Annotated in this window: 16 protein-coding genes and 3 pseudogenes; 7 read left to right on the top strand and 12 right to left on the bottom strand. The window is 68.6% G+C overall.

From position 1 onward, the window contains the following. Positions 1-14: 14 nt before the first annotated feature. Positions 15-791 (top strand): hypothetical protein, encoded by a 777-nt coding sequence (locus OG306_RS32990; RefSeq protein ID WP_266904891.1) that lies wholly within the window; start codon positions 15-17, stop codon positions 789-791. Here the strand turns inward: OG306_RS32990 and OG306_RS32985 are convergent. Then, positions 754-2157 (bottom strand): NCS1 family nucleobase:cation symporter-1, encoded by a 1404-nt coding sequence (locus OG306_RS32985; RefSeq protein WP_266904893.1) that lies wholly within the window; start codon positions 2155-2157, stop codon positions 754-756. The two genes, OG306_RS32990 and OG306_RS32985, sit on opposite strands and share 38 nt — an antisense overlap. 313 nt (positions 2158-2470) lie before the next feature. Here OG306_RS32985 and OG306_RS32980 point away from each other — a divergent pair, with 313 nt between their 5' ends. Both OG306_RS32980 and OG306_RS32975 read left to right on the top strand, forming a co-directional pair. Beyond that, positions 2471-3538 carry an effector-associated domain 2-containing protein gene (locus OG306_RS32980; protein WP_266749895.1) on the top strand — a complete coding sequence of 356 codons (1068 nt, stop codon included), beginning with the start codon at positions 2471-2473 and terminating at the stop codon, positions 3536-3538. Between the two features lie 366 nt (positions 3539-3904). After that, positions 3905-5794 (top strand): HEXXH motif domain-containing protein, encoded by a 1890-nt coding sequence (locus OG306_RS32975; protein WP_266749893.1) that lies wholly within the window; start codon positions 3905-3907, stop codon positions 5792-5794. On the opposite strand, the gene fxsT is transcribed toward OG306_RS32975, so the two are convergent. The 9 genes and pseudogenes from fxsT to OG306_RS32935 all read right to left on the bottom strand — a co-directional run. Further along, entirely contained in the window at positions 5791-10158 is a 4368-nt protein-coding gene (gene fxsT / locus OG306_RS32970; protein ID WP_266749892.1) for an FxSxx-COOH system tetratricopeptide repeat protein, read from the bottom strand. The genes OG306_RS32975 and fxsT overlap by 4 nt on opposite strands. Positions 10159-10214: 56 nt before the next feature. Further along, positions 10215-11258: an AAA family ATPase gene (locus OG306_RS32965; protein WP_266749890.1), complete on the bottom strand. Its 1044-nt coding sequence runs from the start codon at positions 11256-11258 to the stop codon at positions 10215-10217. After that, entirely contained in the window at positions 11255-12856 is a 1602-nt protein-coding gene (locus OG306_RS32960; RefSeq protein ID WP_266749889.1) for an effector-associated domain 2-containing protein, read from the bottom strand. The genes OG306_RS32965 and OG306_RS32960 overlap by 4 nt, the downstream gene beginning before the upstream one ends. A 68-nt stretch (positions 12857-12924) precedes the next feature. Further along, on the bottom strand, positions 12925-14220 hold the full coding sequence (locus OG306_RS32955; protein WP_266904897.1) for an alpha/beta fold hydrolase: 1296 nt from the start codon (positions 14218-14220) through the stop codon (positions 12925-12927). A 99-nt stretch (positions 14221-14319) separates the two neighbouring features. After that, positions 14320-14625 (bottom strand): hypothetical protein, encoded by a 306-nt coding sequence (locus tag OG306_RS32950; RefSeq protein ID WP_371665960.1) that lies wholly within the window; start codon positions 14623-14625, stop codon positions 14320-14322. A gap of 939 nt (positions 14626-15564) precedes the next feature. Beyond that, on the bottom strand, positions 15565-17112 hold the full coding sequence (locus tag OG306_RS32945; protein ID WP_266749884.1) for an NCS1 family nucleobase:cation symporter-1: 1548 nt from the start codon (positions 17110-17112) through the stop codon (positions 15565-15567). 288 nt (positions 17113-17400) lie between these two features. Beyond that, positions 17401-17595 (bottom strand): annotated as a pseudogene (locus OG306_RS40975) (nitrate reductase); the annotation flags it as partial. Positions 17596-17698: 103 nt separating this feature from the next. Further along, positions 17699-18700, bottom strand: coding sequence for a TIGR03842 family LLM class F420-dependent oxidoreductase (locus OG306_RS32940; protein ID WP_327258557.1), 1002 nt, complete (start codon positions 18698-18700; stop codon positions 17699-17701). A 10-nt stretch (positions 18701-18710) separates the two neighbouring features. Next, a pseudogene (locus OG306_RS32935) lies at positions 18711-19082 on the bottom strand (amidohydrolase family protein); the annotation flags it as partial. Positions 19083-19648: 566 nt separating this feature from the next. Between OG306_RS32935 and OG306_RS32930 the strand changes: the two are divergent. The 3 genes and pseudogenes from OG306_RS32930 to OG306_RS32925 all read left to right on the top strand — a co-directional run. Beyond that, positions 19649-20008: pseudogene (locus OG306_RS32930) on the top strand (ISAzo13-like element transposase-related protein); the annotation flags it as partial. Then, the gene (locus OG306_RS40970) at positions 19985-20197 is read left to right on the top strand and encodes a NucA/NucB deoxyribonuclease domain-containing protein (RefSeq protein ID WP_432762253.1); all 213 of its coding nucleotides are present in this window, start codon (positions 19985-19987) and stop codon (positions 20195-20197) included. The pseudogene OG306_RS32930 and the gene OG306_RS40970, both read left to right, overlap by 24 nt. An 18-nt stretch (positions 20198-20215) precedes the next feature. After that, the gene (locus tag OG306_RS32925; protein ID WP_266749882.1) at positions 20216-20731 is read left to right on the top strand and encodes a hypothetical protein; all 516 of its coding nucleotides are present in this window, start codon (positions 20216-20218) and stop codon (positions 20729-20731) included. Positions 20732-21151: 420 nt separating this feature from the next. Here the strand turns inward: OG306_RS32925 and OG306_RS32920 are convergent, their stop codons facing one another. Continuing rightward, positions 21152-22033 (bottom strand): endonuclease/exonuclease/phosphatase family protein, encoded by an 882-nt coding sequence (locus tag OG306_RS32920; protein ID WP_266749880.1) that lies wholly within the window; start codon positions 22031-22033, stop codon positions 21152-21154. Between the two features lie 167 nt (positions 22034-22200). Continuing rightward, positions 22201-22491, bottom strand: coding sequence for a transposase (locus tag OG306_RS32915; protein ID WP_266904901.1), 291 nt, complete (start codon positions 22489-22491; stop codon positions 22201-22203). Positions 22492-22885: 394 nt separating this feature from the next. On the opposite strand from OG306_RS32915, the gene OG306_RS32910 reads away from it, so the two are divergent. Beyond that, positions 22886-25567, top strand: a complete 2682-nt coding sequence (locus OG306_RS32910; protein WP_266749878.1) for an SdrD B-like domain-containing protein — start codon at positions 22886-22888, stop codon at positions 25565-25567. Positions 25568-25585 lie beyond the last annotated feature (18 nt).

Below are 25585 nucleotides of genomic sequence, written 5' to 3'. Positions count from 1 at the left end.
TCGAGGGAGGCGCCGTGACCGGCCAACTCATCGGCACACGCCAGGCCGCCTGGGCGGCGGTCCTCGTGCTGGGGCTCACGAGCGGCGGTGTCATAGGCGGCGGTGTGGCCCGGGCGGACAACGGCATCGACAAGCTCTCCGCCCAGCAGATCGCCGACCGCTCGCGCGACGCGCTCCTGAGCGCCCACTCCTTGCACGTCAGCACGCGCGGCACACTCGGCAGGGGCAGCCCCTCGACGGCCCTGGATCTCACCCTCGACCGGAACGGCGACTGCACCGGTTCGGTGGACCTCGGCAGCAGCCAGGGATCGGTCCGGGTCGTGAAGCGCGGCAACGACGTCTGGGTCAAGCCGGACGCGGCCTTCTGGAAGAGCCAGGTGCCGGACGGCGGCGCGGCCTTCGCCGCGATCCTCAACGGGCGCTACATGAAGGCCTCGGCCACCGATCCGAGGCTGGGCGGCGTGACGCACGCATGCGATCTGAACACCTTCCGGAAGCTGGTCGGCGATCACGCGGACAACGGCCGGGGCACGCTGAACAAGGGCCGCAGGACCACGCTCGACGGGGCTCCCGTGGTGCCGGTGACCAGGCTCAGGGACGGCAGGACGCAGACGGTGTACGTCGCGGCCACCGGCAAGCCGTACCCGCTGAGGATCACGGTCCGGGGCGGCGGGGCGAACGCGGTCGTGGGCCTCTCGGCCTTCGACAAGCCGGTGCCCACGGCCACGCCGCCGCCGGATCAGACGTACGACATCAACGCGCTGCTGACCCGTCGGACCGCGCCGCTGTGACGCCGGAGACGGAGCGCCCGCTCAGCACCGCGTACAACACCAGCGACGAGGCCAGTCCGACCGCCCAGCCGTAGTCCGCGAGCGGCTTCAGGAACGGGATCAGGCCGTCGGCCGGGAACGGGCCGGCGCCGGGGGCCGAGTGGGAGCCGCCGATCGCCAGGACTCCGCCGACGGCGAACGCGACAACCGCCCGCCAGTTCCAGCCGTTGGCGTACCAGTAGCGGCCGCCGGGGCGGTAGAGGTCCGCCAGGTCGAGCACGGTGCGGCGGACGATCCAGTAGTCGGCAATCAGGATGCCCGCGACCGTACCGAGCAGTCCGCCGACCAGGCCGAGCCAGGTGAAGATGTACAACTCGGGGGTCTCGGTGAGCTTCCACGGCATGATGAGCACGCCGACGACACCCGTGATCAGGGCGCCCGTACGGAAATTGATGAGCTTGGGGGCGAGGTTCGCCAGGTCGTACGCGGGTGACACGACGTTCGCCGCGATGTTCACGGAGACCGTCGCGACCAGCACCGTGACCAGGGCGTAGAGCAGCCCGAAGACGTTGTCGGTCCGGGCGACGAGTTGGACCGGGTCCCAGATCGCCTCCCCGTACACGGCCTGCGAGCCGGAGGTGACCAGGACGGAGAGCAGGGCGAAGAGCGTCATCGTGGTGGGAAGGCCGAACAACTGGCCCCGGATCTGGGCACGTTGGCCGGCTCCGAAGCGGGTGAAGTCGGGGATGTTGAGGGAGAGCGTGGCCCAGAAGGCGATCATGCCCATCAGGGAGGGGAAGAAGACCGGCCAGAACTCCTTGCCCCAGCCGAGCTTCGAGGGCTGGTCGAGCAGCGGGCCGAAGCCGCCGGCCTTGACGGCGACCCAGACCAGCAGCACCACGGCGCCGACGATGACGAACGGGGCCGCCCAGTTCTCGAACCGGCGCAGGGCGTCCATCCCCCGGTAGATGATGGCGAGTTCGAGCGCCCAGAAGAGAATGAAGCAGAGCCAGAGCGTCCACGGCTGCCCGCCGATCTCGGCCGCCTTCGCCCAGCCGCCGAAGATCTTCCCGAGCAGGGTGAAGATGCCGACGCCGCCGATCCAGGTCTGGATGCCGAACCATGCGCAGGCCACCGCGGCCCGGATCAGCGCGGGCAGGTTGGCGCCGCGCAGCCCGAAGGAGGCGCGGGCCAGAACGGGGAAGGGGATGCCGTACTTGGGTCCGGCGTGCCCGGTGAGGAGCATCGGGCCGAGCACGATCAGGTTGGCGAGCGCGATGGTGAGGACGGCCTGTTTCCAGTCCATGCCGAGCGCCACAAGGCCGGAGGCGAGCAGCCAGGACGGGATGTTGTGGGCCATGCCGACCCACAGGACTGAGTCCGCCACCTGACCACCGCTGGAGTCTGTCGTCAATGTGATCTCGGCTGGTGGATCATGATCGGGTGATACGCCGCCATGAACTGACCTATGTCGAGTGGGACTTCGTGGAGCCGCCGTGCCCCGGACGTCGATCGAGCGGCCTCGGCTGGATGACGACCTCGGCGACGGCAACGCCTGCGGCGGCCACCGGGTCACCACCTTCCTCACGGCGGGCGAGCTCCCGGCGCGGGACGCGTACTGCGCGGACCGAGTCCCGACTGCCGCCCCGGGGCCTGCTGTTGGCCCACAATGGCTGTGGATAAGGCGACGGGAGATGTAGATGCGGGCGCTCGTGGTCGGGGTGGAGTCTTACGAGGCGGGGTCGGTCTGGAACCTCGACGGGCCGGTGCACGACGCGCTGGGGTACGCGCGCTGGCTGCGGGAGCTCGGAGTGAGGGACGAGTCGCTGACCCTGTTGCTCTCTCCACTCGAGCGCAACCGCGAACTCGCCGACGGCTTCGGTCTGCCGTACCGCCCGGCCGACCGGAACACCGTGCACCAGGTGCTGACCCGGGAGCTGGCGGACGAGCGGACTGACTGGCTGTTCGTCGCCTGGTCCGGGCATGGCCTCATCGACGCCGATCGCAGCCGCCGACTGCTTTTTGCGGATGCGGTCCACCGGGATCTGCGTGGTCTGGACGTCGAAGCGGTGCTTGCTATGTACCGGTCGGACGGCGCACCGGGACATCCGCGTCAGCTCTGGCTGTTCGACGCCTGCCAGACGTACGCTGACCCGGCGACGACGGCTGGGGCCCTGCGGCCCGACCCCATACCGCGTTCGACTCCACGTCAGCAGGCCGATCAGTACGTGCTGTTCGCCTGTGGTCCCGGTGAGGCGACGCGCAATGGAATGCGCTCGGGTGTGTTCAGTGCCGAGGCTCTGCGGATGCTGCGCGAGCACCCCGACTGGCGGCGGTCCCCCCGGCCACTGGCCGAAGCGCTGCGCAGCCGGTTCGGGACTACCACCTCTCTCTGGTTCGAAGGGGACGGGGAGGCCGGGCGGACCGCCGTGAGGCGGAAGATTCCGGGGCGGAGACTCGATCTGTCCGACAAACGTCGTCTGCGCGACGCACTGGCCGCGGTGGGGGTGATGCGGCAGCCGGAGTCGCGTAGCCAGGTCATTGGCTTGCTTCCTGATGAGATAGCGGGAAGTGTCGCCAGATCAGGGGTAATGCTCCTGGAGATCCTGGATCTCGTCGAAACCTGTCTGACATTTGGTGACGGATTGACGCACTTGTGGTCGGCGGTGTCCCTGGTTGATCCTGGTACGACTGCGCTCGACGACCTCCTGGAGGTCTTCCGGAGTTATCCGGAGTGGTTTACTCCGCCTCATCTCGACGCGAATTGACGCTTCGCGATTCAGCCACTTCAAGCCTGTGATGGCGCAGGCTGACCGGTTGAGCATGTTTCCAGCAGCGCATGCATAGGACATCATGTAAGTGCGGATCGAACATCGCATCGCACTGACTCGGGGGAGGTCTCACGGCAGTGGTAAAACCGAAAAGCGCCGCCATATCGGATCTGCCTGATCTCACTGGCACGTCCCTGGAGGCGTTGCGCGCTCGATCGAGCGACGACAGAGCGGCCGCCAAGAAGCGGCTGCTGGAGGAAGTCGGGCGGTCGGCCAGAAGCCTGTCCCCCGGCGGGGAGAACAGCTGGACCGACTGACATCCCCCCGGTCCGTCCCGATCCGGTGCCAAGGCAGAGGGAGCGTATGCGCCCTGACTCACTGCACGAAGCGGAGTCGCGGCATTCACTGACACCCCAGCAATTCCGTGAACTCGCGTGCGGCGACGGCAGTCCCGCCACGCTCGCTGCGCTGTCGCGAGCCGAGTACAGCCACCGCCTGCTGTTGTTCGATCTGCTGATGGATGCTCTCAGCCCTCTGGCCGGGGTGACCGGCCGGCTCCCTGCCGCCCAGCGGGCCTGGGACCTGCTCGCCGCGGCACAGCGCCAGAATCCGGCAGCGGTAGAGGAATTGCTCCTCCTTCCGGAAACCGGGCTGTGGCTGACCCGGCTGTTGACCCGGCTGCGCTCCGCCCGCCGTGCCGAGACCCCTTTGTGGGCAGAGGCAGGACATCTGCACACCCTGGCCGCCGTGGCCGCGGCACGGGCGGGCCTCACCTTCAGCTTTCCCGTCCCTGCCCTCCAGGAGAGTGTCTGGCTGCCCACGATGGGACTGGCTCGGCTGCCCTCGGTGCACCGGCAGCGGAACACCTGGACCGTGGCAGAGGTCCGATCGGTGTGCGGCCGGCTCACCCTCATCGGCGCATACGGACATCTGCGTCTGTCCTCCGGCCCGGAGCACCCGGCGCGTGGCTGGCTGCCCCAGCGTCGGGCGGCTCTCGGCGCAGGCGCTTCCCGCCGGATCACGCTGGACGACCTCGGCCACCACCGGCTCGCCCCGCCGCCGGACGGTGCAGCCAAGCGGTTGACGCAGAGCGCGTACGACTCCTGGAGCAGACTGCTGCAGGACGCGTACGGGCTGTTGACCACCATGGATCCGCCGACGGCCGACGCGGCCGCCGGGTTGCTGCGCTCCCTCCAGCCGATGCCGGCCCACGAACGGTTCCGGGTACGCAGCGTCAGCAGCGGGCACGGCGTCGGCGGACTGGCATCGTCCATGCCGGATACGGCGCCCCTCTGCGCGGCCACGCTGGTGCACGAACTCCAGCACAGCAAGCTCAGCGCGCTGATGCACCTGTACCCGCTCCACGAGCCGGCTCCCCCGGGCGCGGCGCAGCGGCTCTACTACGCTCCCTGGCGCGATGACCCCCGACCGCTCGGGGGAATGCTGCAGGGCGCCTACGCCTTCACGGCGGTAGCGCGGTTCTGGGGTGCTTGCGCCGTGCAGCTCACCGGACACGTCAGCAGCCTCGCCCGCTTCGAAAGTGCCCTGTGGCTCGGCCAGCTGGCCGACGTCTTGCCGGACCTGGCCACCGACCCCGCGCTGACCGCGCTGGGACGTGACGCCTTACAGGACCTGCTCGGGGCCGTCGTCCGGCTGCACGACCGGACCGGTGAAGGCCCCGAGGTGACGATGGCCCGCCGGATGGCCGCCGATCACCGGGCGACGTGGAGGCTGGCCCATGTGCGGCCTCATCCGGACGACGTGGGGCGACTGGCGGCCGCCTGGTGTGCGGGCCGGAAGCAACCGCCCGCGCTGCCACCGCGTCCGCACCCGGAGATCCGGGAATCCGGGGCGCGGCACCTCGATGCCCGCGCCATGCTGGTGCGCGTCGGCCTCGCCGACCCGGCGGCACTCGACAAAATGCGCGGCAGCCAGGGTGACCACGTGCTCGGGGTCGCCGGGGCCGGGCCGGCCGATGTCCTCTGGGCCTGCGCCGAGTTCGCCGCTGCGCGGCGCCTCTACTCACAGGACATCCAGAGCGCATCCGCCGGCCCCGGGGCATGGACGGGTCTGGGGCTGGCCCTGGCGGACGCCGGCCGTGCTCCGGAGGCCGTCAAGGCCCTGACGGCGGTGCCTGAAATGGTCGCGGGCGTTCACGGTGCCGCCCGGCGGATGTCACAGCGGACGCCGGACCCGATCGTCCTGGCCAGTTGGCTCGGCCAGGGCGATGCCGGTCCGCCCGGCATCTGTTAGATCGGCATGGGGTCGACGTCGCAATTGGCCCGGCGCCAGGCCAGCGTGTCAGCACTGGCCCGGTGATCCGGTCCCAACTGCTCGTTGATCGCGTCCACAGCACTCCGGTGCAGTTCCTCCGCCTCCCCGGTACGGCCCAGCGCCCTCAGGTCCGACGCGGTATTGCCACGCAGCACGAGCACAGTGGGGTGGGATTCGCCGAACTTCTCGATCAGCGCTGCCGTCGTCTTCCGGTCGAGTTCCAGAGCCGCGGCAGCATCTCCCTGGGCGAAGAGATCGTTGGCCAGGTTGATCGCGCAGATCAATGTGTGCGGGTGTGCGTCGCCGAGTGGTGCCCGGAAACGGGTCAGTGCCGACTCGTTCAACTTCCGCGCCTCGTCCACCCGGTCGAGCAGCCGCAGCGTGACGGCGAGATTGGCATCGGCCGCGGCGGTGTGCGGATGGTCCTTGCCGAATACCTCCGCGTACAACGCCCGGGTTCGCTCCCCCAGCTTCAGAGCCTCCTGGAGCTTCCCGTTCTGCCGCAGGTCGATGGAGAGGTTGAGCGAAGCCTGCAGGCCGTCGGGGCTGCGCTCGCCGTACCGGTCGATGAGCGCGGTCCGGGCCATCTCCGTGCTGGCCTGTGCAGCCTCGTGATGGCCCGCCTTGCGCTGCGCCACCCCGAGCCTCGCCACCGCCCGCAGTGCGGACGGGTGGAGGTCGCCGAACGTACCGCGGAAAGTGTCGACCGCGTCCTCGCAGGCCTTCTCCGACGCGGCGTACTCCCCGAGTTCCTGCTTGTCCAGGGTAAGTGAGACCTCCGAGTTGAGAGTGGTGGGCGCGTCCGCGCCGAACATCTGCACCTTGGTGCGCCAGCTCGCCTCGTCCAGGTCCCGCGCTTCGCGGAAGAGGCCGTTGCCGCGCCGGGTCACCGCGAGGTTGTGGGCATGGAGCAGGGTCTCGGGATCCTCGTCGCCGTACGACCTGACGGCCCGCGCGTAGACCTCCTCGTCGAACTCCAGCGCGCCTCGGAAGTCCCCGCGCGCTCTGCGGTCACCGGACACCTGGCCCTTGACGCGCAGGTACTCCTCCTCGAGATCCGGGCCGGCCTCCTCCAGCGTGGCGAGCATGCGCTCCCCCAGGGCCGCGGCCTGCGGATAGCGGCCCATCGTCCACATGATGTAACGCACATGCCGACCCAGGATCAACGTCTGCTGGTCGTCCTCGCCGAAGAGCCGGCACCAGTTCTCGTACGTCTCGCTGGAGAAGTCCAACGCCGCCTCGTGATCGCCCCAGTAGAAGAGGTATTCCGCGACGTTGTAGACCATCTGGCGCACATTGCGGTTGGGCGAAAGCGACGCCTGGGAGGCGATGACATGCGGGTAGAGCTCACCGAAACGCGTCCAGTTCTGCGGGGCACGCGGGTCGCTGGGGGCGTTCGCCGCGAGGAGCAGGTGCGCCCCGTGCCGGAATGTACGGCGTTGCTCCTCCGCCATGCGCGCTTCGAGCACCGCCTGGACCAGCCGGTGCATCTGGATCGAGTTGGTACGGTGGTCGATCTTCGCCAGGGAGTAGCGGCTGATCTCGCGGATGGCCCGGCTGAGCCGGATCGGGTCGGTGAAGATCCGGTCCAGCTCCGGGGCGATCGGCTCGGAAACCGCGTTGGTGAAGAACTGCCTGGAGACTGGTTCCGGCGCGAAATAGGCGCAGAGTTCCAGGAGTTGGATGGCCCCGGCGTTCTTCCCTTCGACGTGGTCGAGGGAGACGTTCCACGCGGTGGCGACGGTCTTCTCGTACTGAGTCGGCGGGGACACAGCCATCAGCTCAGCGCTCTTTTCTTCGAACACCCTCAGATATTCAGCCGGAGGCATGCCGGTCTCGGCGCGCCACGCCGATGCCTGCTCCACCGCGAGCGGCAGGTCGCCGAGGACCTCGGCGAGCATGTCCGCGTCCTCGGTGGACAGATCGGGGTTGCGCCGCCGGAGCAGCTGGATGCTTTCTTCCCGCTCGAACACATCGACTTCCAACGGGTGGGCCAAGGTGTTCCACTGGGGATTACGCGATGTCACGATTACGGAGCCTACCGGTCCGCCCGCAGGCGCGCTCGGGAAGTATTCCTGCACCGCCGCCGGACTTTCGGCATTATCGAACACCAGAAGCCATTTACCGTACGGGCTTCCGATGCGCAGCGCCTCCAGGACGGCCGGCACTGCGGTAATCGCCTCACTGCTCACCGGAAGGTGGAGTCGTCGGGCCAGTTCGACAAACGCCTGCTGAATTTGTGTGGGCCGTTCTGCCGGGATCCAGCAGACCACTTCGTATTCGGCGGCGTGCCGGTATACGTATTCGAGTGCGAGTTGCGACTTCCCGACACCGCCCATTCCGTGCAGTGCATGCGGGAGCACCGCGGTGGGGCCGTCCTGCAGACCGCGTTCCAGGTTGATCAGCAATTCTTCGCGTCCGGTGAATACGAGGTTCCTCGGCGGCATGTTGCCCCAGACGGCGGGCATGGGCGGTCGTGCACCGCCTCCGGCCGGGGGTGCCGGGGCCGGGCTCTCTACCGAGGGGCGGACCGTACTCACTTGTGGGCCTCCAGGGGTGGGGATCGTACTGTCGGTGTCGTCGGGGAGTGTCTCATCGGGAGAAGGCCGCGAAGCGTTGCGCCGGGCCTCGGATCCGGGCGTGTTCGCAGTGGTCGGCGGGCCGGCCCCGATGTGCTCGCCAAGACGCCGGGCGCGGTGGAGATGGTTTCCGGAAATCGCCTGCAGCGCCGCATGTTCGGCCTGCCGGAAGCGAAGGTTCTCCGTGGTCGACTCGACTGTCGTGAGCGCTTCCTCACTATGCGGCGACTCTTTGGAACCATGTAAGTAGCCGAGGAACTCACGCGCCGCTTCATTGCGCGGGGCCAAAAACTCTGCCGCCTTTTTCAGTGCTCTTGCAGTGGCCGTTCTGCTGCCTGCAGCGAGTAATTCCTCGCGGGCACCGTCAACGAATACGTAGGATTCCCCGTCACACCCGGGCAGCGGATCGACCAATGGGCTGATCAGCAGCTCTGCCAGATGCGCTCGCGAGGCGCGCGGCATGACCTGCCGCTTCACCTCGGACATGGTTTCCAGGTCCAGCTGTACCGCAGCCAGGCGCGTGGCCAGCGCGAACGCCTCCGCCGAAGCCCTGGTGCGGAACCGCGCAACCAATTCGGCGGCGGTCAGCCCCTGAACGGGTGACGGCGCGGGAGACGGCAGCGGCCGGGTACTGGTGAGGATCGCCGCCATATCCGCCCAGCGCGGCGTGGTTCCCGCGACGAACCGGGCCCACGGACCGAGCCACTCGGCGCCCAGTTCCAGCACCGGGACGAGGACGACCTGATCGGAGGGATCGCGCGGGAGCGATGCGGCAAGCGGCTCGGCGGGCTCCCAGTGCACCTGCGCATTGACCGACCAGGGCCCTTGGGCACGGAGTCTCACCCGTACGGGAAAGAGTCCTGTGCTGGGCCACAGGCGCTGTGGCAGCAGCTGGAGCACCACCACGGGCTGGAACCTCCCCCAGAGGGCGGCCAGTCGCTGCGCGGCCCCGGAACGCCAGGCGGGCGCGACCCCGTCCGTCACCAGGAAAACGATCTGCCGCGCCGTCGGGTCGACGAGGCCGCGCGGCGGCTGCGGGTGCGACGCCTGCCCGTGGCCGCGCAGCAGCGCACGCGCGGCATCAGCGGTGTCGAGCGTCATCATCTTCACGTCGCGCATCCCGCCGTACCGGCTCAGCATCGTCCGGAAGTGCTTCACTGCCGGCCGCCACATGGTCATGTGCGGGGCACTGTCGACCACCAGGACCGCGCTCCGTTGCCGCTCCGGCTCGGGCGTGAGCACCGGTGGCAGATGCGGGGCGACTGCGATCCGTTCCGCCGTCGCCGACTCGTCCAGGACGTCGGAGTGGGCGGAGGCGACGAAGGAGCGCAGCGGACGCAGCGCACGACCGAGGCTCAGACGGTCGCGCGGGGGGCGGTCACCTGCGCCGGGGCCGACGGCGGTCCGCAGCTGCGAGGCCGCGGGCAGTTCGGCCGTCGGCGCGAGGGTGTGCCTCGTACCCGGCCCGGCGACGGGTGGCGGTCCGTCGTCCCGTGCGGAAGGCGGCAGCGGTTCGGGCCCCGGAGGCCGCTGCTGTTCCGGCTGCGGCTCCTCGTCCCGATCCGGCTGCTCCGGCTCGGTCACCCGGTCGTCGTCCTGCTGCGCGGGCGCAGGCTCCGATGGCTCGGCGTCCTCACGACCGGTGTCCGCCAGGTCCTCGTCGGTGGCCAACCCAGGATGGTTCGCCGCCAGCCATAACGAGTCGGCCACTTCCCATGGGTACAGACCGGTGAGAGGCAGCGGTCCGCCGTCAGGCGGGCTCATCGGACCGTCGCGGCGGTGCTGCGCACCAGTGCCTCCGGCCCTCGAAGATTCCCCGATCACCCCGAATCCGCCCCTTCACCGCCCAGCGGGTGCCAAATAGCGGCGAGGACCGATTGCCACTCGTTGGCGTCGCTTCCGTCCCGCTGGTAGAGGCCCGATGTCGCCAAATGCGCGGCATTCAGCAGCTGATCGGCGGCCAGCCCGCCCATCCGGGAGCTCCGTCGGAGAAAATCACGGATCAGCGCGTCCTGGCTGTCGCCGAGGAGATCTCCGAAATGTCCGGAGACGAGGTCTCCCAATGTCTCCGCGTCGGGGTCCGGAATGTTGAGCCGCAGACAGCGCCGCATAAACGCTTCGGGGAACTCGCGTTCACCATTCGAGGTCATGACGACGACGGGGAAGACGTGAGCCCTGACCACTCCGTTTTCGACCACCGCGCTGTGGCCGGGATCAGCCGTATGGACGGTGGTCGTTGATTCCGTCTGCTTCACCCGTACAAGGGGTGGTACTTCGAACCAGGCGTCCTCGAACAGGGTCAGAAGGTCATTGGGCAGATCGGCGTCGCACTTGTCGATCTCGTCGATGAGGACCACTCGCGGCAGCCGGTAGGGGAGCATTCCCGTGCCCAGCGGCCCCAGCTGGACGTAGTTGCCGATGCTGGGCCGTCCGGTGCTTTCGGCGGCGTCCTGGGTGGCCTGCGCGCGTCCGATGGCGTCGTACTCGTACAGACCGGAGGTCAGCGTCGTCCGGCTGGTGACGGGCCAGTGCAACACACGTCCGAGCCGCAGCTCCCGGGCGATCCGGTAGGCGAGGCCCGATTTTCCCACTCCTGGCCGGCCGGTGACCAACAGGGGCCTGCGGAGCAGGAGCGCGGCGTTGACCAGGCGAAGCTCCTCGGCGCGAGGGACGCGCCGACGCCCGGGCGGACCGAGCCGGCGGTCGGCCTCGTCGTCGTCCGGTGGCTGAGGCATGGTCGCCGTGCTGCGGAAGGTGCGCCAGGGCGGCCCCTTGGGCCAGGTGCGTTTCTCGTACGCCTCGTCCGGTAATGGGTCTCCGGTGCCCCGGTAGAGCCGGCCGTCGTTGTTGTCCGCCGCGTTCACTCGGTCCCCCCTACAAAGGTGGCGGGAGCGTTCTGCCCGCCCTCAAGAAGATGCTCGGGGTCGTCCCAGATCATGCTCATCGAACGGATCGCGTCAACGTCTTGCTCCCGAACAGCACTTGACTCGTCTGCGACCGTGGCACGGACGGCAACGTCGGACTTCCACTGTTGCGCACTTTCGGGAAGGTGTGCCAGCCCCTCATTGGCCAAGCTTTCACGAATAATGCTCCGGAACACCGCTGACGCGGGATCCGCCCGGTGGTAGACGACTATGGGCACTCCGAGGTCCAGGGCGAGACTCAGCTCGCGCAGGCCCAATTCGCTCTCGCGGTGCGGCGGCCTGCTGAGCACCATGCCGACCACGTCGTCGTCCCGCCCGATCTTCGCGTCCAGCAGGGCCAGGTGCTCGGCGTCCGTCAGCCCCTCGGGAGCGCATTCGTACATCTGGCCCTGGCCGCCGCCGGTCCGCCAGTGCGCCCAGCGGGCGCGCCACGCGTTGTGGAAGGTGGGACGCTGTACGCGCTCCAGGCTGTGCAGCATGATCTCCCGGTATCGGCTCAGCAAAGCGTTGGGAAAGCCCAGCGAGGGATCACGGTCCCACCACTCCACGGGCTCGGTGAGCAGCTCCGCCGGAAGAAAGATCTCCAAGGCGGCGTTGTCCGCGCGGGAGTGGCTCAACTGCGTCATGTGAGTGAGTAACTTTGCTATCTCGTAGGGTAGTTGAGATCTGGTCACTGATTCCAGCGGCTCGGTGTGAGGATCTCGTTGGAGTGCGTTCGAATCCGGATATCTGACACAGGCGGAGACGTAGTAGCGCTGTGCCCTGCCCATCCGCCGCCTGCCCGCTCCGCTGTGGGGCGTACGGTCCGGCTCCACCTTGACGTAGATCCTGATCAGCGGCCTGGCCGGGCCACCGCGACCGGCGTGCGGGACGTCAGGGGAACCGGCGATCCGGTGGTCGGTGCCGTCCCTGAGGCCGGCCCGCAGTTCGGCCAGCGGCGCCGACATGTTCCACAGCTCGGCAAAGTGGTCGTTCCACGTACGTAACTCGCCTACTCCCGAGGCCACTTCGGGACAGAGTGACAGGTGTTCCAGGAAGGCCATGGCGGGCATCAGCTCGCCGGGGCGCCCGTTGTGGTCGGCAAGATGGAGAAATGCCTCCCAGGGCGTGGCGCAGTTCTCGGGCAGGCGTGCCAGACCGTCGGTGGCCCGGTCCACCAGGGCGTCAAAATCGGCCACCGGAACATCCAGCACACGGCGCAGTGGCTCCCAGTCGGGCCCCGGGAACGCCAGCCGCGCCTTCCACTGCGACAGCAGGAGGAGCAGCGCCGGCTCCAGCGCGGGCGTGACCAGGCACGTGGCCTCCACCAGGAGGTCCATACCGTCGTCCAACGTGGCGCAGCTGTACACGATGCTGACGAATTCCTGACGTGTCACGGTGAAGCTCGCAGGCGTCAGGCCAGGAATGTGCTGGTGGATCATCTGACGCCACAGGTCCCGGCTGCTGTCGTTGATGAGCCGTCCCGCCGGGTCCTCCAGCGCTTTGATCACCGCACGCAGGACCCGGTGTTGTACGGCATCGAATCCTCCCGTGGCCACGCGCGTCCTCTCTTGCACCGTGACGTGTGTTCGAATCGAGGTGGGAGCCCAGGGTAAGGGCTCCCCGATCAGCCGGGAAGTGCATCGGCCAGGACCCGGTAGAGATGCGCGTTGGCCCAATACGAGCTGTGGGCCGCGGATACCGGCTGGCGGTTGTCCACCGCCACATCGGTGATGCGCGGGTCATTTCCGAAGGCCTCGGCTGCGACGTAGGAAAGCAGGTCGCGGCGGTCATGGACGTTGAGCCAGCGGGGGAACGCGCCGGGCAGTCCGGTGCCGTAGGGAAGGGACGGCAGCGCGTCCAGTTCGTACAGCAGCGGCGCTTGCGAACCTACTGTCACCAGCATGTCCGCGACAGGGTTCGAGGCCTGGGTCGCCAGCAGGTCGAAAGCGATGATCCCGCCCAGGCTGTGCCCGAGCAGGACCACGGGCCCCCGGTCGGGAAGGGCCCGAATCGTGTCGGCCACGTGGTCACGTACTGCCTGACCACGTGTCAGATAGCTGAGTACGTCACCGAAGAAGCCCACCGAGCGATTGCTGAGCCGGGCTCGCCGGGCCACCAGCACCCGAGAGCCGAACGAACGCTCGAAGAGCCGTGCCGAGTATCCGAGGGCGGAGACCAGGACGTCGTTCAGTCCCTTGGCGTCGCCACCGAGTTCGTTCGTGAGAAGGTCCACGAGATCGCCCCGCTCCGGGACCGGAAACGTGCCGGCCTCCCTGGGCGACTGCGCCATCGCCCAGGCGGTCAGAGCACGGGCAGCCAGCCGGGGAAGGGCGTCGCCCTCGGCGGGCGCGGCAACGACGGCCTGGCGCAATTCCTGGGCGGCCAGCAGGGCGGCGACCCCCTCGGTTACTGAGGGGCTGGACACGAAGGCCCGCCACGCGTCACGCACCGCGTCGGACGCCCCCAACCGGGACAGCACTCCCAGGAGCTGGTCGCCACTGGAGATCACGCCCGGGGTGAAGAGGGCGGGGGCCCCGGAACCGGACGGCTTCCCCGACATGGCGTAGACGCCGAGCTCGGCGAACGGGTCGGCGTACAGCATCGCCCAGCGCAGCCGGTCCTCGTCCGTTTCGCTGCCGCCCTCGAAGCCGTCGGAGGGCAGCGGGTACGGCCCGGCTGCCACCACCCCGTATTCCGCTGTTTCGGCTCCTGCCTCCTCGGCCGTTGCCAGGTACTCCGGGTATCCGGGTATCGATACGCCGCCCGCCCTCAGGTACGAGCCGAGTGAGGAGCCCCAGTCGCAGGGTTCGACACGTACGTCGGGGCGGACGCGGGCCAGGCCGTTCCGTATCCCCTCCAGCGCCTGGGTGTAGGACGGCTCTCGTACGCCCGTACCGTGTACGAATAAAACCGTGACCATCTTCCTGGCCCCCCGTTCGAACTAGCCCGCAACGCGGGTCACTTGGTGATACTAACGGGGCTCGTGACGGCGTGCAGCACGGTCGACGCGCCTGTCAGGTCACGCGTCGCGCAGCCTGAAGACCGCCGCGCCCGCCAGCGGCGCCGCCGCCGCCCAGGCGGCCGCAGGACACAGAGGGCCCGGCCAGGGGCCGATCGGCAGGGCGTCCAGGTTCCGCGTGGCCTGGACGGCCAGTCCCGCCGAGGCGGGGGCCAGCTCCTGGAGGTGCTCCCACCACTGCTCGTCGACGACCATCATCGTGACGACGGGAGAGGCGTAGAACTGGCCGAGTACGGCCGTGATCGCCCCCGCCATGTCCCGTACGAGCGCCGCCACCCCCAGGGCGAGCAGGGCGATGTAGAGCACTGTGCCCGCGGTGGCGCGCAGCGTCGGGCTTCGGCGAGGGAGAGCGACCCAGCACTGAAGCCGTTGCCGGGGAGGAGGCGGCGGCCAGCGAGCAGTGAGCCGAGGGTCGCGAGTGAGCCGGCCGCCAGGACGGCCCGGCGACGACAGCGGCCTTGGCGGCGAGGACGCGGGCGCGGCCCGGCACCGCTGTCAGGGGGGCGCGGATGGCCCCCGTGCCGTACTCGCTGCTCATCGCCAGCACCCCGAGGAGGGAGTGTCTGATTCTAAGACCGACCGAGGTGATCGAAAGCCATGGAAAAGACCGTCTCTCTCGTCAGGTCGCCCCGCTGGCCCGGCCTGCTCGGTCTCGCCCCTACGCCGCCGAAGCCCTCCCTGCCCCGCCCGCCAAGAACTGAGCCCGCCTCCGGACGCGGTCAACGTCGGCAGTTGGCAGTTGGCAGTTGGCAGTTGGCAGTTGGCAAGCGAGGCCTAACCTGCGGTTTCCCATGGAACCACCTCGGGATTCGAGCCCGAGACCTACACATTACGAGTCCACCATGCCCACGGCAGTTACAGAGCCGCGAGCCTGGAGAAACAGCGGCCTGTCCCATGGGATCCAAACCAGCCCGGAGACGTCTTCCGCCCCTCCGCTCCTGGGACTTTTCAGGGACTTCCAGCGCTGTCTGAGGGACTTCCGAGGGACTTTTCGCTACCTGGCGGGGCAAGCCCCCGAAAGATCGGTGAGGACCTCCGACGCAGGTCAGCGGCTCTTTCCAAGGCAAAGCCGCAGGTGGCGGAGACGAGTCGGGCCGTACGCTGGATACAGGCTTCCTACCCCGGCGTCACAGCAGCAAGGCCGGCTCACAGGAGGTCTGGCGTCTTCGCCCTGCGGATGGCGTGCACGCCCCCGCCTCGCGGCGAGGCGCCGCGAGGCGGGGGCGGCCGCGGGGTTTCGGGCTCTCAGCGCCTGGTGCGTTCGCCAAGGTTGAGGAGGGTGTAGAGGAGGAGGGAGGAGGCGAGGCCGACGGCCCAGCCGTAGTCGGCGAGGGGTTTGAGGACGGGGATGAGACCGTCGGTGGGGAAGGGGCCCTGTGCGGTGCCCTTGGCGTCGATAGTGGAGTAGGAGCCGCCGATGGCGAGGACGCCGCCGACGAGGAGGGCCAGGACAGCGCGCAGGTTCCAGCCACCCGTGTACCAGTAGCGGCCGGCAGGGCTGTACAGCTCGTCCAGGGCGAGTTGGGTGCGGCGGACGATCCAGTAGTCGGCGATCAGGATGCCCGCGACGGTGCCGAGCAGGCCGCCGACGAAGCCCAGCCAGGTGAAGATGTAGACGTGCGGGTTGGCGATCAGCTTCCACGGCATGATGGCGATCCCCACCACGCCCGTGATCAGCGCGCCGGTACGGAAGTTGATGAAGCGTGGGACCAGGTTGGCGAGGTCGTAGGCCGGGCTGACGACGTTGGCCGCGATGTTCACCGACAGGGTGGCGACCAGGACCACAAGCAGGGCGAAGAGGGTGCCCGCGACGCTGTCCATCTTCGCGGCGAGCGCGATCGGGTCCCAGATCGGGACGCCGTAGACCGCCTGCGAGCCCGAGGTGACCAGCACCGAGAGCAGCGCGAACAGCGTCATGGTGGTGGGCAGACCCAGGGCCTGACCACGCATCTGGGCGCGCTGGCTGCCGCCGAAACGGGTGAAGTCCGGAATGTTGAGCGACAGCGTGGACCAGAACCCGATCATGCCCATCAGGGCCGGGAAGAACACCTTCCAGAAACCGCTTCCCCACCCCAGCACCGACGGCTGCGACAGCAACGGACCGAACCCACCCGCCTTCACCGCGATCCACACCAGCAACGCCAGCGCGCCCACGATCACGAACGGCGCGGCCCAGTTCTCGAACCGCCGCAGGGTCTCCATGCCCCGCGCGATCACCGCGATCTCCAGCGCCCAGAACAGACCGAACGACAGCCACAGTGTCCACGGCTGCCCGGCGACCTGACCAGCGGTCTGCCAACCGCTGCCGAAGAGCTTCCCGGCCAGCAGGAAGATCCCCTCGCCGCCGATCCAGGTCTGGATACCGAACCAGGCACACGCCACCGCCGCCCGAATCAGCGCCGGCAGATTCGCACCCCGCATCCCGAATGACGCCCGCGCGAACACCGGGAACGGAATCCCGTACTTCGTCCCCGCATGCCCCGTGAGCAGCATCGGCACCAGCACGATGAGGTTGGCCAGCGCGATGGTGAGGACCGCCTGCTTCCAGTCCATGCCGAGCGCGACCAGACCGGAGGCCAGGGTCCAGGACGGGATGTTATGAGCCATTCCCACCCAAAGACTCAAATAGTTGTAAACACTCCACGTACGCCTCTCGACGGGCACCGGCGCCAGGTCGTCGTTGGCGAACCGGGCGTCGTCCAGGACGACCCCCTCGGCGAGGGCGACGCGGCCATCGGGATAGGTCTGCTGGATCGTGGACGTCTCGGGTATCGACGGTGCGCTGGAGGACATGAAGCCACCTCGGTTCGCGGAGTCTCGTGCGGGGGAACGTGACCTCCCCGAGAGCTCGACACCGGGCCCTCGGGGTCGTACGACGGAGCGGGACGACAGTCAGCCCCTGGTGCTGCTCGCGGAAAAGGAGCCAAGGCCGCAGGCACCGGCTCAGCCAGACGCAACAGCAGCAGCACACGGCAACAGGTCGAACCCGGATGAACCGGACCCTGCACCTCCCGCCTGACGAGCACCCCCACGAACCCGCAGGTCAGCGCCCCGCGCCCATGTTCGTGTTTTCTCTTGCGCGATACAGAGCGCGGCGAAGTTGTACGTCGTCCAGCGGCGCCGCTCCAGCGGGACGGGCAGCAGGTCCTCGTTGACGAAACGGTTGTCGGTGGGGACGACGCCGGGGGCGAGTTCGATGCGGCCCGACGCGTCGGATATCCCGTCCTGCGGTGGGACGGGTGGCAGGGGTGGTGTGGGTGGGACGGTCGATGTCATGGCGGCTGGCCCCTTCGCATGGGAGCGGTGCCGTGCGGGGCGGTGCGTGGGGGTGCGTGGGGTGAGGACAACCGCGGGACGGACAGGCCTGGCGGTCAGGCTGTCACGTCGTCAGCGCGGGAATGATCTGCGAGCCGTAGGCATCGATCGTCGCCTCGCGCGCGTCGTGCATGTTGTAGACGGCGAACTGGTCGACGCCCAGTTCGCGCAGCGCCCGGAGCTTCTCGATGTGTGCCTCGGCGGGGCCCAGCAGGCAGAACCGGTCGACGATCTCGTCCGGCACGAAGGCCGTGTCGGGGTTTCCGGCCCGGCCGTGGTGGCTGTAGTCGTAGCCGGACCGTCCGGCGATGTACGCGGTCAGGGCCTCGGGGACGAGTCCGGAGTGCTCGCCGTACCGGGAGACCAGGTCCGCGACATGGTTGCCGACCATGCCGCCGAACCAGCGGCACTGCTCGCGGGCGTGGTCGAGGTCGTCGCTCACATAGGCGGGGGCGGCAACGCAGATGGTCACGGAGTCCGGGTCGCGGCCCGCCTGTACCGCCGCGTCCCGTACGGCCTTGATCATCCACTCGGTGAGGAACGGGTCGGCGAGCTGGAGGATGAAGCCGTCGGCCTTCTGTCCGGCGAGGGCGAGCGCCTTCGGGCCGTACGCGGCCATCCAGACCGGCAGTCTGCCGTTCTTCACCCAGGGGATCTGGACCGGCTGCCCGTCGACGGTCGCCTCCCGCCCCTCGGCGAGGTCGCGGATGACGTCGATGGCCTCGCCGAGGCGGGCCAGGGTGTTGGGTTTGCGTCCGGCGACGCGCATCGCCGAGTCGCCCCGGCCGATGCCGCAGACGGTGCGGTTGCCGAACATGTCGTTGAGGGTGGCGAAGGTGGAGGCGGTGACCTCCCAGGTGCGGGTGGACGGGTTGGTGACCATGGGGCCGACGACGAGGTGTTCGGTGTGTTCGAGGATCTGGCTGTAGATGACGAACGGCTCCTGCCAGAGCACCGCCGAGTCGAAGGTCCAGCCGTGGCGGAAGCCGTTGCGTTCGGCGCGGCGCATCAGGCCGACGACGGCCGAGGCGGGCGGGTCGGTCTGGAGGACAAGTCCGAATTCCATGACGGTGCTCCTAGTCCAGGTACTGGCAGGTGGCGCGCGGGGTGTACATGCCGTGACCGGCTCGACCGGTGAACTTCCGTCCGTCGACGACGGCTTCACCACGCGAGACCACGGTGTCGACCTGGCCGGTGACCCGCTTGCCTTCGTACGCCGAGTCGTCGACGTTCATGTGAGGAGTCTCGGCGGAAATGGTCTGTTCGGCCGCCGGGTCGTAGATGACGATGTCGGCGTCGGCGTCCGGGGCGATGGTGCCCTTCTTCGGGTAGAGGCCGAACATCCGGGCCGGGGAGGCGCAGGCGATCTCGATCCAGCGGCGGCGCGAGATGTGACCGTCCACGACCGCCTGATGGAGAAGATCCATCCGGCTCTCCGCGCCGGGCATCAGTCGCCGCTTGGCGATGCCGTTCTCCGCATGCCGCGTAATCAGGCCGCCGTTGTGGGAGGCCCGTTGCATGGCGCGCAGGATCCGGCCGTCGTCGCTGTAGAAGACATCGGGGCACGCCATGAACACCTTGAAACGTGGTGGGGTGCACCCTCCCGCGTAGTGAGGTCCTCGCCGACTGCCTCGCGTCTCGCGGGACCGCTGAGGCGCGGATCGAAGGTTCCGGTGATGTGGGGGTCCGGCAGCCCGTACGAAGGTGGAACCGGGGTGCCGTCGTAGACGCCCAGTGCGCATACCGCCCTCTCCCAAACTCCGGTGTTCAGGTACTCAAGCGCACGGGTAGAGGCCCTGGGGGCGCTGCCCTTGGGCGACGTGCTGCGGGAGATCCTTCCACATCAGGCCGTGCCGAACCTTGTGCAACGACGCCTCGAACGCGAGTCGCGGAGGGACAATCCTGGACTGCTTTTTGGGCCTTGGGAAGAGGTCCTCTACACCAGGGAGCCGTCGATCAATAACTCCTCGATTTGATGGGGTGGTTGGGGTCGTAGGATCCGGGTGTGGCGGAGGGGACCGAGTGGCACCGCGCCGGGCAGCCAGTGCAGGTGCGTGCGCACGAATTTCCTGAGAAGGATGCGCAGAAGGCGGTCCCGTACGGGATCTACGACCTGCATGCCGATGCCGGCTGGGTGTCGGTGGGCTGTGACGGGGATACCGCCGCGTTCGCGGTCGCCACCCTGCGCCGCTGGTGGCACGGTGAGGGGCGGCACCACTACCCCGGCGCGACCCGGCCGCTGATCACCGCTGACGCCGGCGGCCCCAACGGCTACCGGGTCCGCGCCTGGAGGAAGGTGCTGGCCGACTTCGCGCACGCGACCGACCTTGAGGTGACGGTCTGTCATTTTCTGCCCGGAACTTCGCAGTGGAGCCCGACGGGCAAGAGCTGCGACGAGTCCCCCTGCGCGTCGACCGAGGAAGGCGGAGCGACGGGTGTCTTCAGCCGCAGGATGATCAACGAGAAGCAGAACAGCACCGCCGGTGGATCCACGTACCTGCTCAAGGCGTACAAGGACAATAGGATCCTCAACGGCGACGCCTTCTGGATCGCCATCTCCTGACGCCGAGGAGACACCGGTATGCCGGAGGAACGCGGGACCACCCGTGTATGGGTGTATGCCCGTCGGTTCTACATCGTCGACCCGGACCTCGGTACCGACCAGGCACCGGACCTCGCGGACGCCGGCAACGGGCTGATCGCCGTCGAGGAGGACGGGGCCGGCATCCTGACCGGACTGACCGTCGGACCGGCCGAGGTCACCGTCACCACGCACCCGTCCGAGCCACCGCTCCACGACGGTGACTGGGACGAGATGGTGGAGACGTCGTTCATCTCCACCACCGGCTCGGCTCTTGTCACCTCCTGGGAGGACGGCGAAGCCGAGGACCTGCCCGACCTTGCCCCCAACGGACCGGGAAGCTACCGCGTGCGTGTCCACGCCCGGGGCCGCGACGAGGGACGCGCCAAGGACGGTCTCGGCCCGGACGACGACCCGGTCGAGGTGTACCTGCTTCAGGTGTGGCCCGCTCCCGCGGACGAAGAACAGATCATCCGCCAGACCGACCAGGTCGGTGACGAATGGCGCCGGCTCTAGAAGAACAACGGGTCCGCCGCCACAAGGCGGCGGACCCGTAGCTGAAAGACCAAGGCCAGAGACAACCGGGCCCCACGCTACGCCGAGATATGCAGCAGGAAGCCACGGCTGAGCTCCAGACCATCCCGGCCAGGCTGACCTCGGTGGCAGGGAGCCGTGGACGACCAGTGTCCCGAGCGTGCACCCGGCGAACGACAGGCGGGCCTTCATCGGCCCGGCCAGCAAGACCAGCAGCACGGTGCAGTGCCGGCCGCGCCCGCGGTGAACAGCCGGCTGATTTGGGTTCGGAGGCGTCCAGCCGCTCCTTGGTATACAGGAGAGCGGCAGTCGGCAGCCTCTCGCGTGAGGCGTGAAGAAGGCCAGGGGGGCACGGTCGAGGCCCCGGTGGGCCCCTGTGCACCAGGGGCCCACCGGGCGCGATCACTGCACGGCCACGCTCTCGATGAGCACGTGATGGTCCGAGTAGGCGCTGTCGCCCAGCCCGCACCAGCGGCGCGGTTCGCTGCTGAAGAGGTAGTCGAGTTTCCAGCCGCCGTCGTGGGTGGCGCGACCGGTACGTGCCGCGTTCTGCTGGTCGCACTCCTGGAAGCCCGGGGTGCCGGGGCCCTTGGAGTACAGGTCGGCCGGCCAGATCCAGGCGGTGGTGTTGCCCGGCCAGTCCGGGGGCAGGGAGTTGAAGTCCCCGCCGAAGACCACGCGGGGGAACTGCGTGACGACGTTCTGGATGTCCTTCAGCTGGTCGTCGCGGTAGTCCCAGTCGGGGTGCTCCGGGTTGGCCTCGCGCAGGGAGTTGTGGACCGCGCAGAGAGTGACGTCCCAGTAGGTCGCCGTGGCGCAGTGGAAGGGCTGCTGCTGCCCGATCCAGGGTTCCGTGATCGGGTACTGCTTCGCGTCCTTCATGCCCGCCTTGATCACGATGGCAGTGCCGATGCGGTCGGCGCGGTTGCCTGCCCCGTCGTTGCCGCACCGACTGTTCCACTTCACGCCCTCCTGGCCCCACTGGTACGGCGCGAAGCTCTTGCTCCACCCGGAGCCGAGTTTGCCCATGAGCAGGGTGAGGTCGTCCTCGCAGATCTCCTGCAGCAAAACGGCCTGCACGTAGTCGTGCTGCACGTGATAGGTGACCACGTCCGTCTTCTGGTCGGGGGTGCCAGTACCCGCGCAGCCCCAGGAGTCGCGTTGGCTTCCGCACATGTTCCACGACATGACCTGGAGGTTCTTTGGCTCGGCGGCCTGGCTGGGCGGTGCGGCGACGCCGAGGAGGAGCAGGGCGCCAAGGACGACCGGCCATATCTTCTTCATCACGTGGGGAACTCCCTGGAGGACGGAGTGACGGCGCCTTCGGGCACCGTGCCACGTGATCTTGTCATTCCGTCACTTGTGCGGCCAGCGTGTGGATGATGCGTGCCTTCTGTGAGCCGAAGGCGGGGGAGGGCCGAGGGCGAGGCTGTGGCGGTGGGCGCTGGCGCTCATGGCTTGGTGTACGCCTTCACAACCTCAACCCGGCAGCGGACCGCCTCCGCTGCCTGCCGGTCCGGCAGGCCGAGCAGGAACTGCAGCACGCAGACGGTGGCCAGTTGGGCGGGCGAGAGTCCGGGACGCCCGTCGCGCGGGTACCAGCCCGCGAAGTCCTCGTCGCACCACAGCCCGTCCATCCGGTCTCTGACCCACATCGCCGTCGTACCGGCCGGATTGCTCGCCCGTGCGATCTGCGCGGTCAGAGACGGGACCCGCTCACCCGAACGGGGACGGAGCGACAACGGACACCGCGGCAGCTGTATCGGTCAACGAAACAGCCACGAGCATGCCCGCCGATCACGCTCGCGCACCGGGAAACACCAAGATCCCCGACAGAGCAAACTCAGAGGCCGTTACGCGAGCGTTTGGCGGAGGACGAGTTCGCCATTCCGCCACGATCTTGCCTAAAACCCTTCTAAGATCGCTGGCAAGGCGGTTCTCCGCATCTCTACGTACTCCCTCACGAGCAGGGCATCAGGCCCTTCTGAACGCTGAGAGCAGGGGATGACATCCACTAATGAACAAGCGAAGGAAGCCGCGCCCGAGCCGCGTCGGCGACGTCCGGGCGTGCTCGGTCGCCGCACCGTTGGCTGCGTGGTCGCGCTCGCCTTGGGAATCGGTAGCGGCTCGTTAGCCATGGCGCCTGCGGCGTACTCGCAGGCGGACGACGGGTCGGTGACGGTCCGGGTGATCCGGGCCGTGGACACCAGCGGCGTCTGGACGCCCGCGCTGGAACCGGGCATCGCGGGCGTCAAGGTGACCCTCACCGACGACGCCGGGGCGGGCATCGAGGGGGTGACGGCGGCCGACGGCACCGTGACGCTGACTCCGGCGGCGGGCGAGACCACCAACGGCAAGTACCGGGTGCAGGTGGTGAATCCGAAACCGGGTGTGCTGTACCCGGCCTTCGCCTCGCGCCAGGGACTGGACGGTGCACCCAACCAGTTGAGCAGCAATGAGGAGTTCGTCGACCTCTCCGGCGGGAAGAACGTGGCGTACACCACCGGGCTGTGGAGTCCGGGTGACTACTGCCAGAAGAACGCACCCCTGATGACGACCTGTCAGCCCGCCGCGCGCGAGGGCGGGGCTCAGCGCACGCTGGTCTCCTTCCCGTACGACGCACGCGGCCAGGACGGCGTCGACGTCAACGTCACGGACATCGCCACCAACGCCGATACCGGCACGCTGTTCGGCATCGCGTGGAACAAGGTCGACAAGCGGGTGTTCTCCTCGGCGGTGGCCAAGCGCTCCACGGGCTACGGTCCGGGTGGCGCAGGGGGGATCTACGTGACCGACCTCACGCAGAAGAAAACCACACTGTTCACCGTCGTCCCGGGCGCAGGGACGACGGCGCACGGGTCGGGTACCGATGACGCCTTCCTTGTCGTACCGGGCAAGGAGAGCCTGGGCGGCATCAAGATCACTGATGACGGCAAGGACCTGTTCGTCGTCAACCTCAACAACCGCAAGCTCTACCGCTACGACGCCACGACGGCGACCGCTTCGGCGCCGAAGGCCGTCTACGCCATCCCGGACCCGGGTTGTCCGGCGGCCGGGGACTGGCGCCCCTTCGGCCTCGGCCTGCAGGACGGCGTCGGCTACCTCGGCGGCGTGTGCTCCGGCGAGTCCACGGGGAAGCTCTCGGACCTGCGCGCGGTGGTCATGCCCTTCGACCTCGCCACCGGAGCGTTCCGCGAGGCGGTGCTGGATCAGCCGCTGGACTACCCGCGTCAGTCCACCGTTGGCAGTGGCCCATGCGACGGCGCGGGCTGGTTCCCCTGGACCAACACCTTCCCGGCCTCCCAGAACGGACAGGCCTGCCAGAGCTATCTGGCCCAACCAGAACCGGAGTTGGGCGAGATCGGTTTCGAGGCCGACGGCTCCATGCTGCTGGCCTTCCGCGACCGCTTCGGCGACCGCGCCCCGGCCGGTCCCACGCCCGACACACCCGCCAACGTCCTGTCAGGCGGTGACCTGGACAAGGCATGCCTGGCGGGCGGGGTGTACGTGATGGACACCAACAACGGCTGCGGGCTTTCCCCCCGGGGAACGCGCTTCTTCGACAACAGCCGGATGGGCTCCCATCACAACGCGGCCTTCGCGGGCATGGCGCTCTCCAAGGTCGAGAACACCATCGCGACCTCCGGCTTCGACCCCAACAGCACCGCCTTCGGGTACGGCACCTCCTTCGTCCAGCGCGACGGCAAGCAGGACCCGAAGGGCGGCCTGCGCCTCAACCCGCCCGGGACCGTGGCCCCGTTCGGCAAGGGCGCCTCGATGGGTGACCTGGAGGTGCTCTGCGACCAGGCTCCGCTGCAGATCGGCAACCGGGTCTGGTACGACCCCGAGCGCAAGGGCATCCAGAACCCGGGCCAGCGGCCGGTCGTGGGCGCGACCGTCAACCTGTATGACGAGTCGGGCAAGCTCGTGGGCACGACCGAGACGACGGCGCGCGGCGAGTACTACTTCGACGACTCCAATGTCACCGACGGCCTGAAGCCGAGGACCAAGTACACCATCCGCCTCGACAAACCGGCCGACTACGCCAAGGGCGGCCCGCTCCACCAGTGGGTGCCTACGGACGCGGATGTCGGCGACAACCACTTCATCGACTCCAAGGGAATCGTCCCGCGCGACGCGACGTTCCCGGAGCGGGCGCTGACCACCGGCGGGCCCGGGGAGAATGACCACACCTACGACTTCGGCTTCCGGCAACAGGAAGGCGCGCTGCGTCTGGTCAAGCACGACCAGGACGGCAAGCCGCTGGCGACGGCGAAGTTCCAGCTGTGGAAGGAGACGAATGGTTCCGACGGCTTGCAGGACACCGGGACGGAGCCGGACACGCCGGTCGACAAGCCCTGCCTGACGGGGACCGACGGCATCTGCCAGGGCGCCGGCGCGCCGGGGACGTACTACTGGCAGGAGGTCAGCCCGCCCGAAGGGTACGCCGTACCCGACGTGACGGTGTTCGGGCCGCTGGTGCTGACCTCCGACAACCTCGACGAGGGGGTCTCGGTGACAGCGGTCAACCAGCGGCTGCCCGGCCCCACTCCGACGCCGACGCCGACGCCGACACCGACACCGACACCGACGACGCCGGCACCGGACACACCCAGCACACCGGGCACACCGGGTTCGCCGGGGGCTCCAGGCGCACCGGGTGTACCGGGTGCACCAGGCCACGCGTCCAACTCGGGCCTGGCGTCCACCGGCATGAGCCAGGCGGTTTTGCTGGCCCTGGCCGGCTGCGCCGTGCTTACCGCCCTCGGCGGGGCTCTGGTCGTACTGATGCGCAGGCGAAGGGCACAGCACCACTAGCCCCGAAGCGGGGCGACC

The sequence above is a fragment of the Streptomyces sp. NBC_01241 genome (genome assembly GCF_041435435.1).
Taxonomy (GTDB): Bacteria; Actinomycetota; Actinomycetes; order Streptomycetales; family Streptomycetaceae; genus Streptomyces.
This window is presented reverse-complemented; position numbering and strand designations above follow the sequence as displayed.

Coding starts and splice junctions, on each gene's coding strand:
- OG306_RS32925 (WP_266749882.1), top strand. CDS start 20,216: ATGCCGGAGGAACGCGGGACCACCCGTGTATGGGTGTATGCCCGTCGG.
- OG306_RS32920 (WP_266749880.1), bottom strand. CDS start 22,033: ATGAAGAAGATATGGCCGGTCGTCCTTGGCGCCCTGCTCCTCCTCGGC.
- OG306_RS32910 (WP_266749878.1), top strand. CDS start 22,886: ATGGCGCCTGCGGCGTACTCGCAGGCGGACGACGGGTCGGTGACGGTC.
- OG306_RS32945 (WP_266749884.1), bottom strand. CDS start 17,112: ATGTCCTCCAGCGCACCGTCGATACCCGAGACGTCCACGATCCAGCAG.
- OG306_RS32975 (WP_266749893.1), top strand. CDS start 3,905: ATGCGCCCTGACTCACTGCACGAAGCGGAGTCGCGGCATTCACTGACA.
- fxsT (WP_266749892.1), bottom strand. CDS start 10,158: ATGAGCCCGCCTGACGGCGGACCGCTGCCTCTCACCGGTCTGTACCCA.
- OG306_RS32940 (WP_327258557.1), bottom strand. CDS start 18,700: ATGGAATTCGGACTTGTCCTCCAGACCGACCCGCCCGCCTCGGCCGTC.
- OG306_RS32980 (WP_266749895.1), top strand. CDS start 2,471: ATGCGGGCGCTCGTGGTCGGGGTGGAGTCTTACGAGGCGGGGTCGGTC.
- OG306_RS32955 (WP_266904897.1), bottom strand. CDS start 14,220: ATGGTCACGGTTTTATTCGTACACGGTACGGGCGTACGAGAGCCGTCC.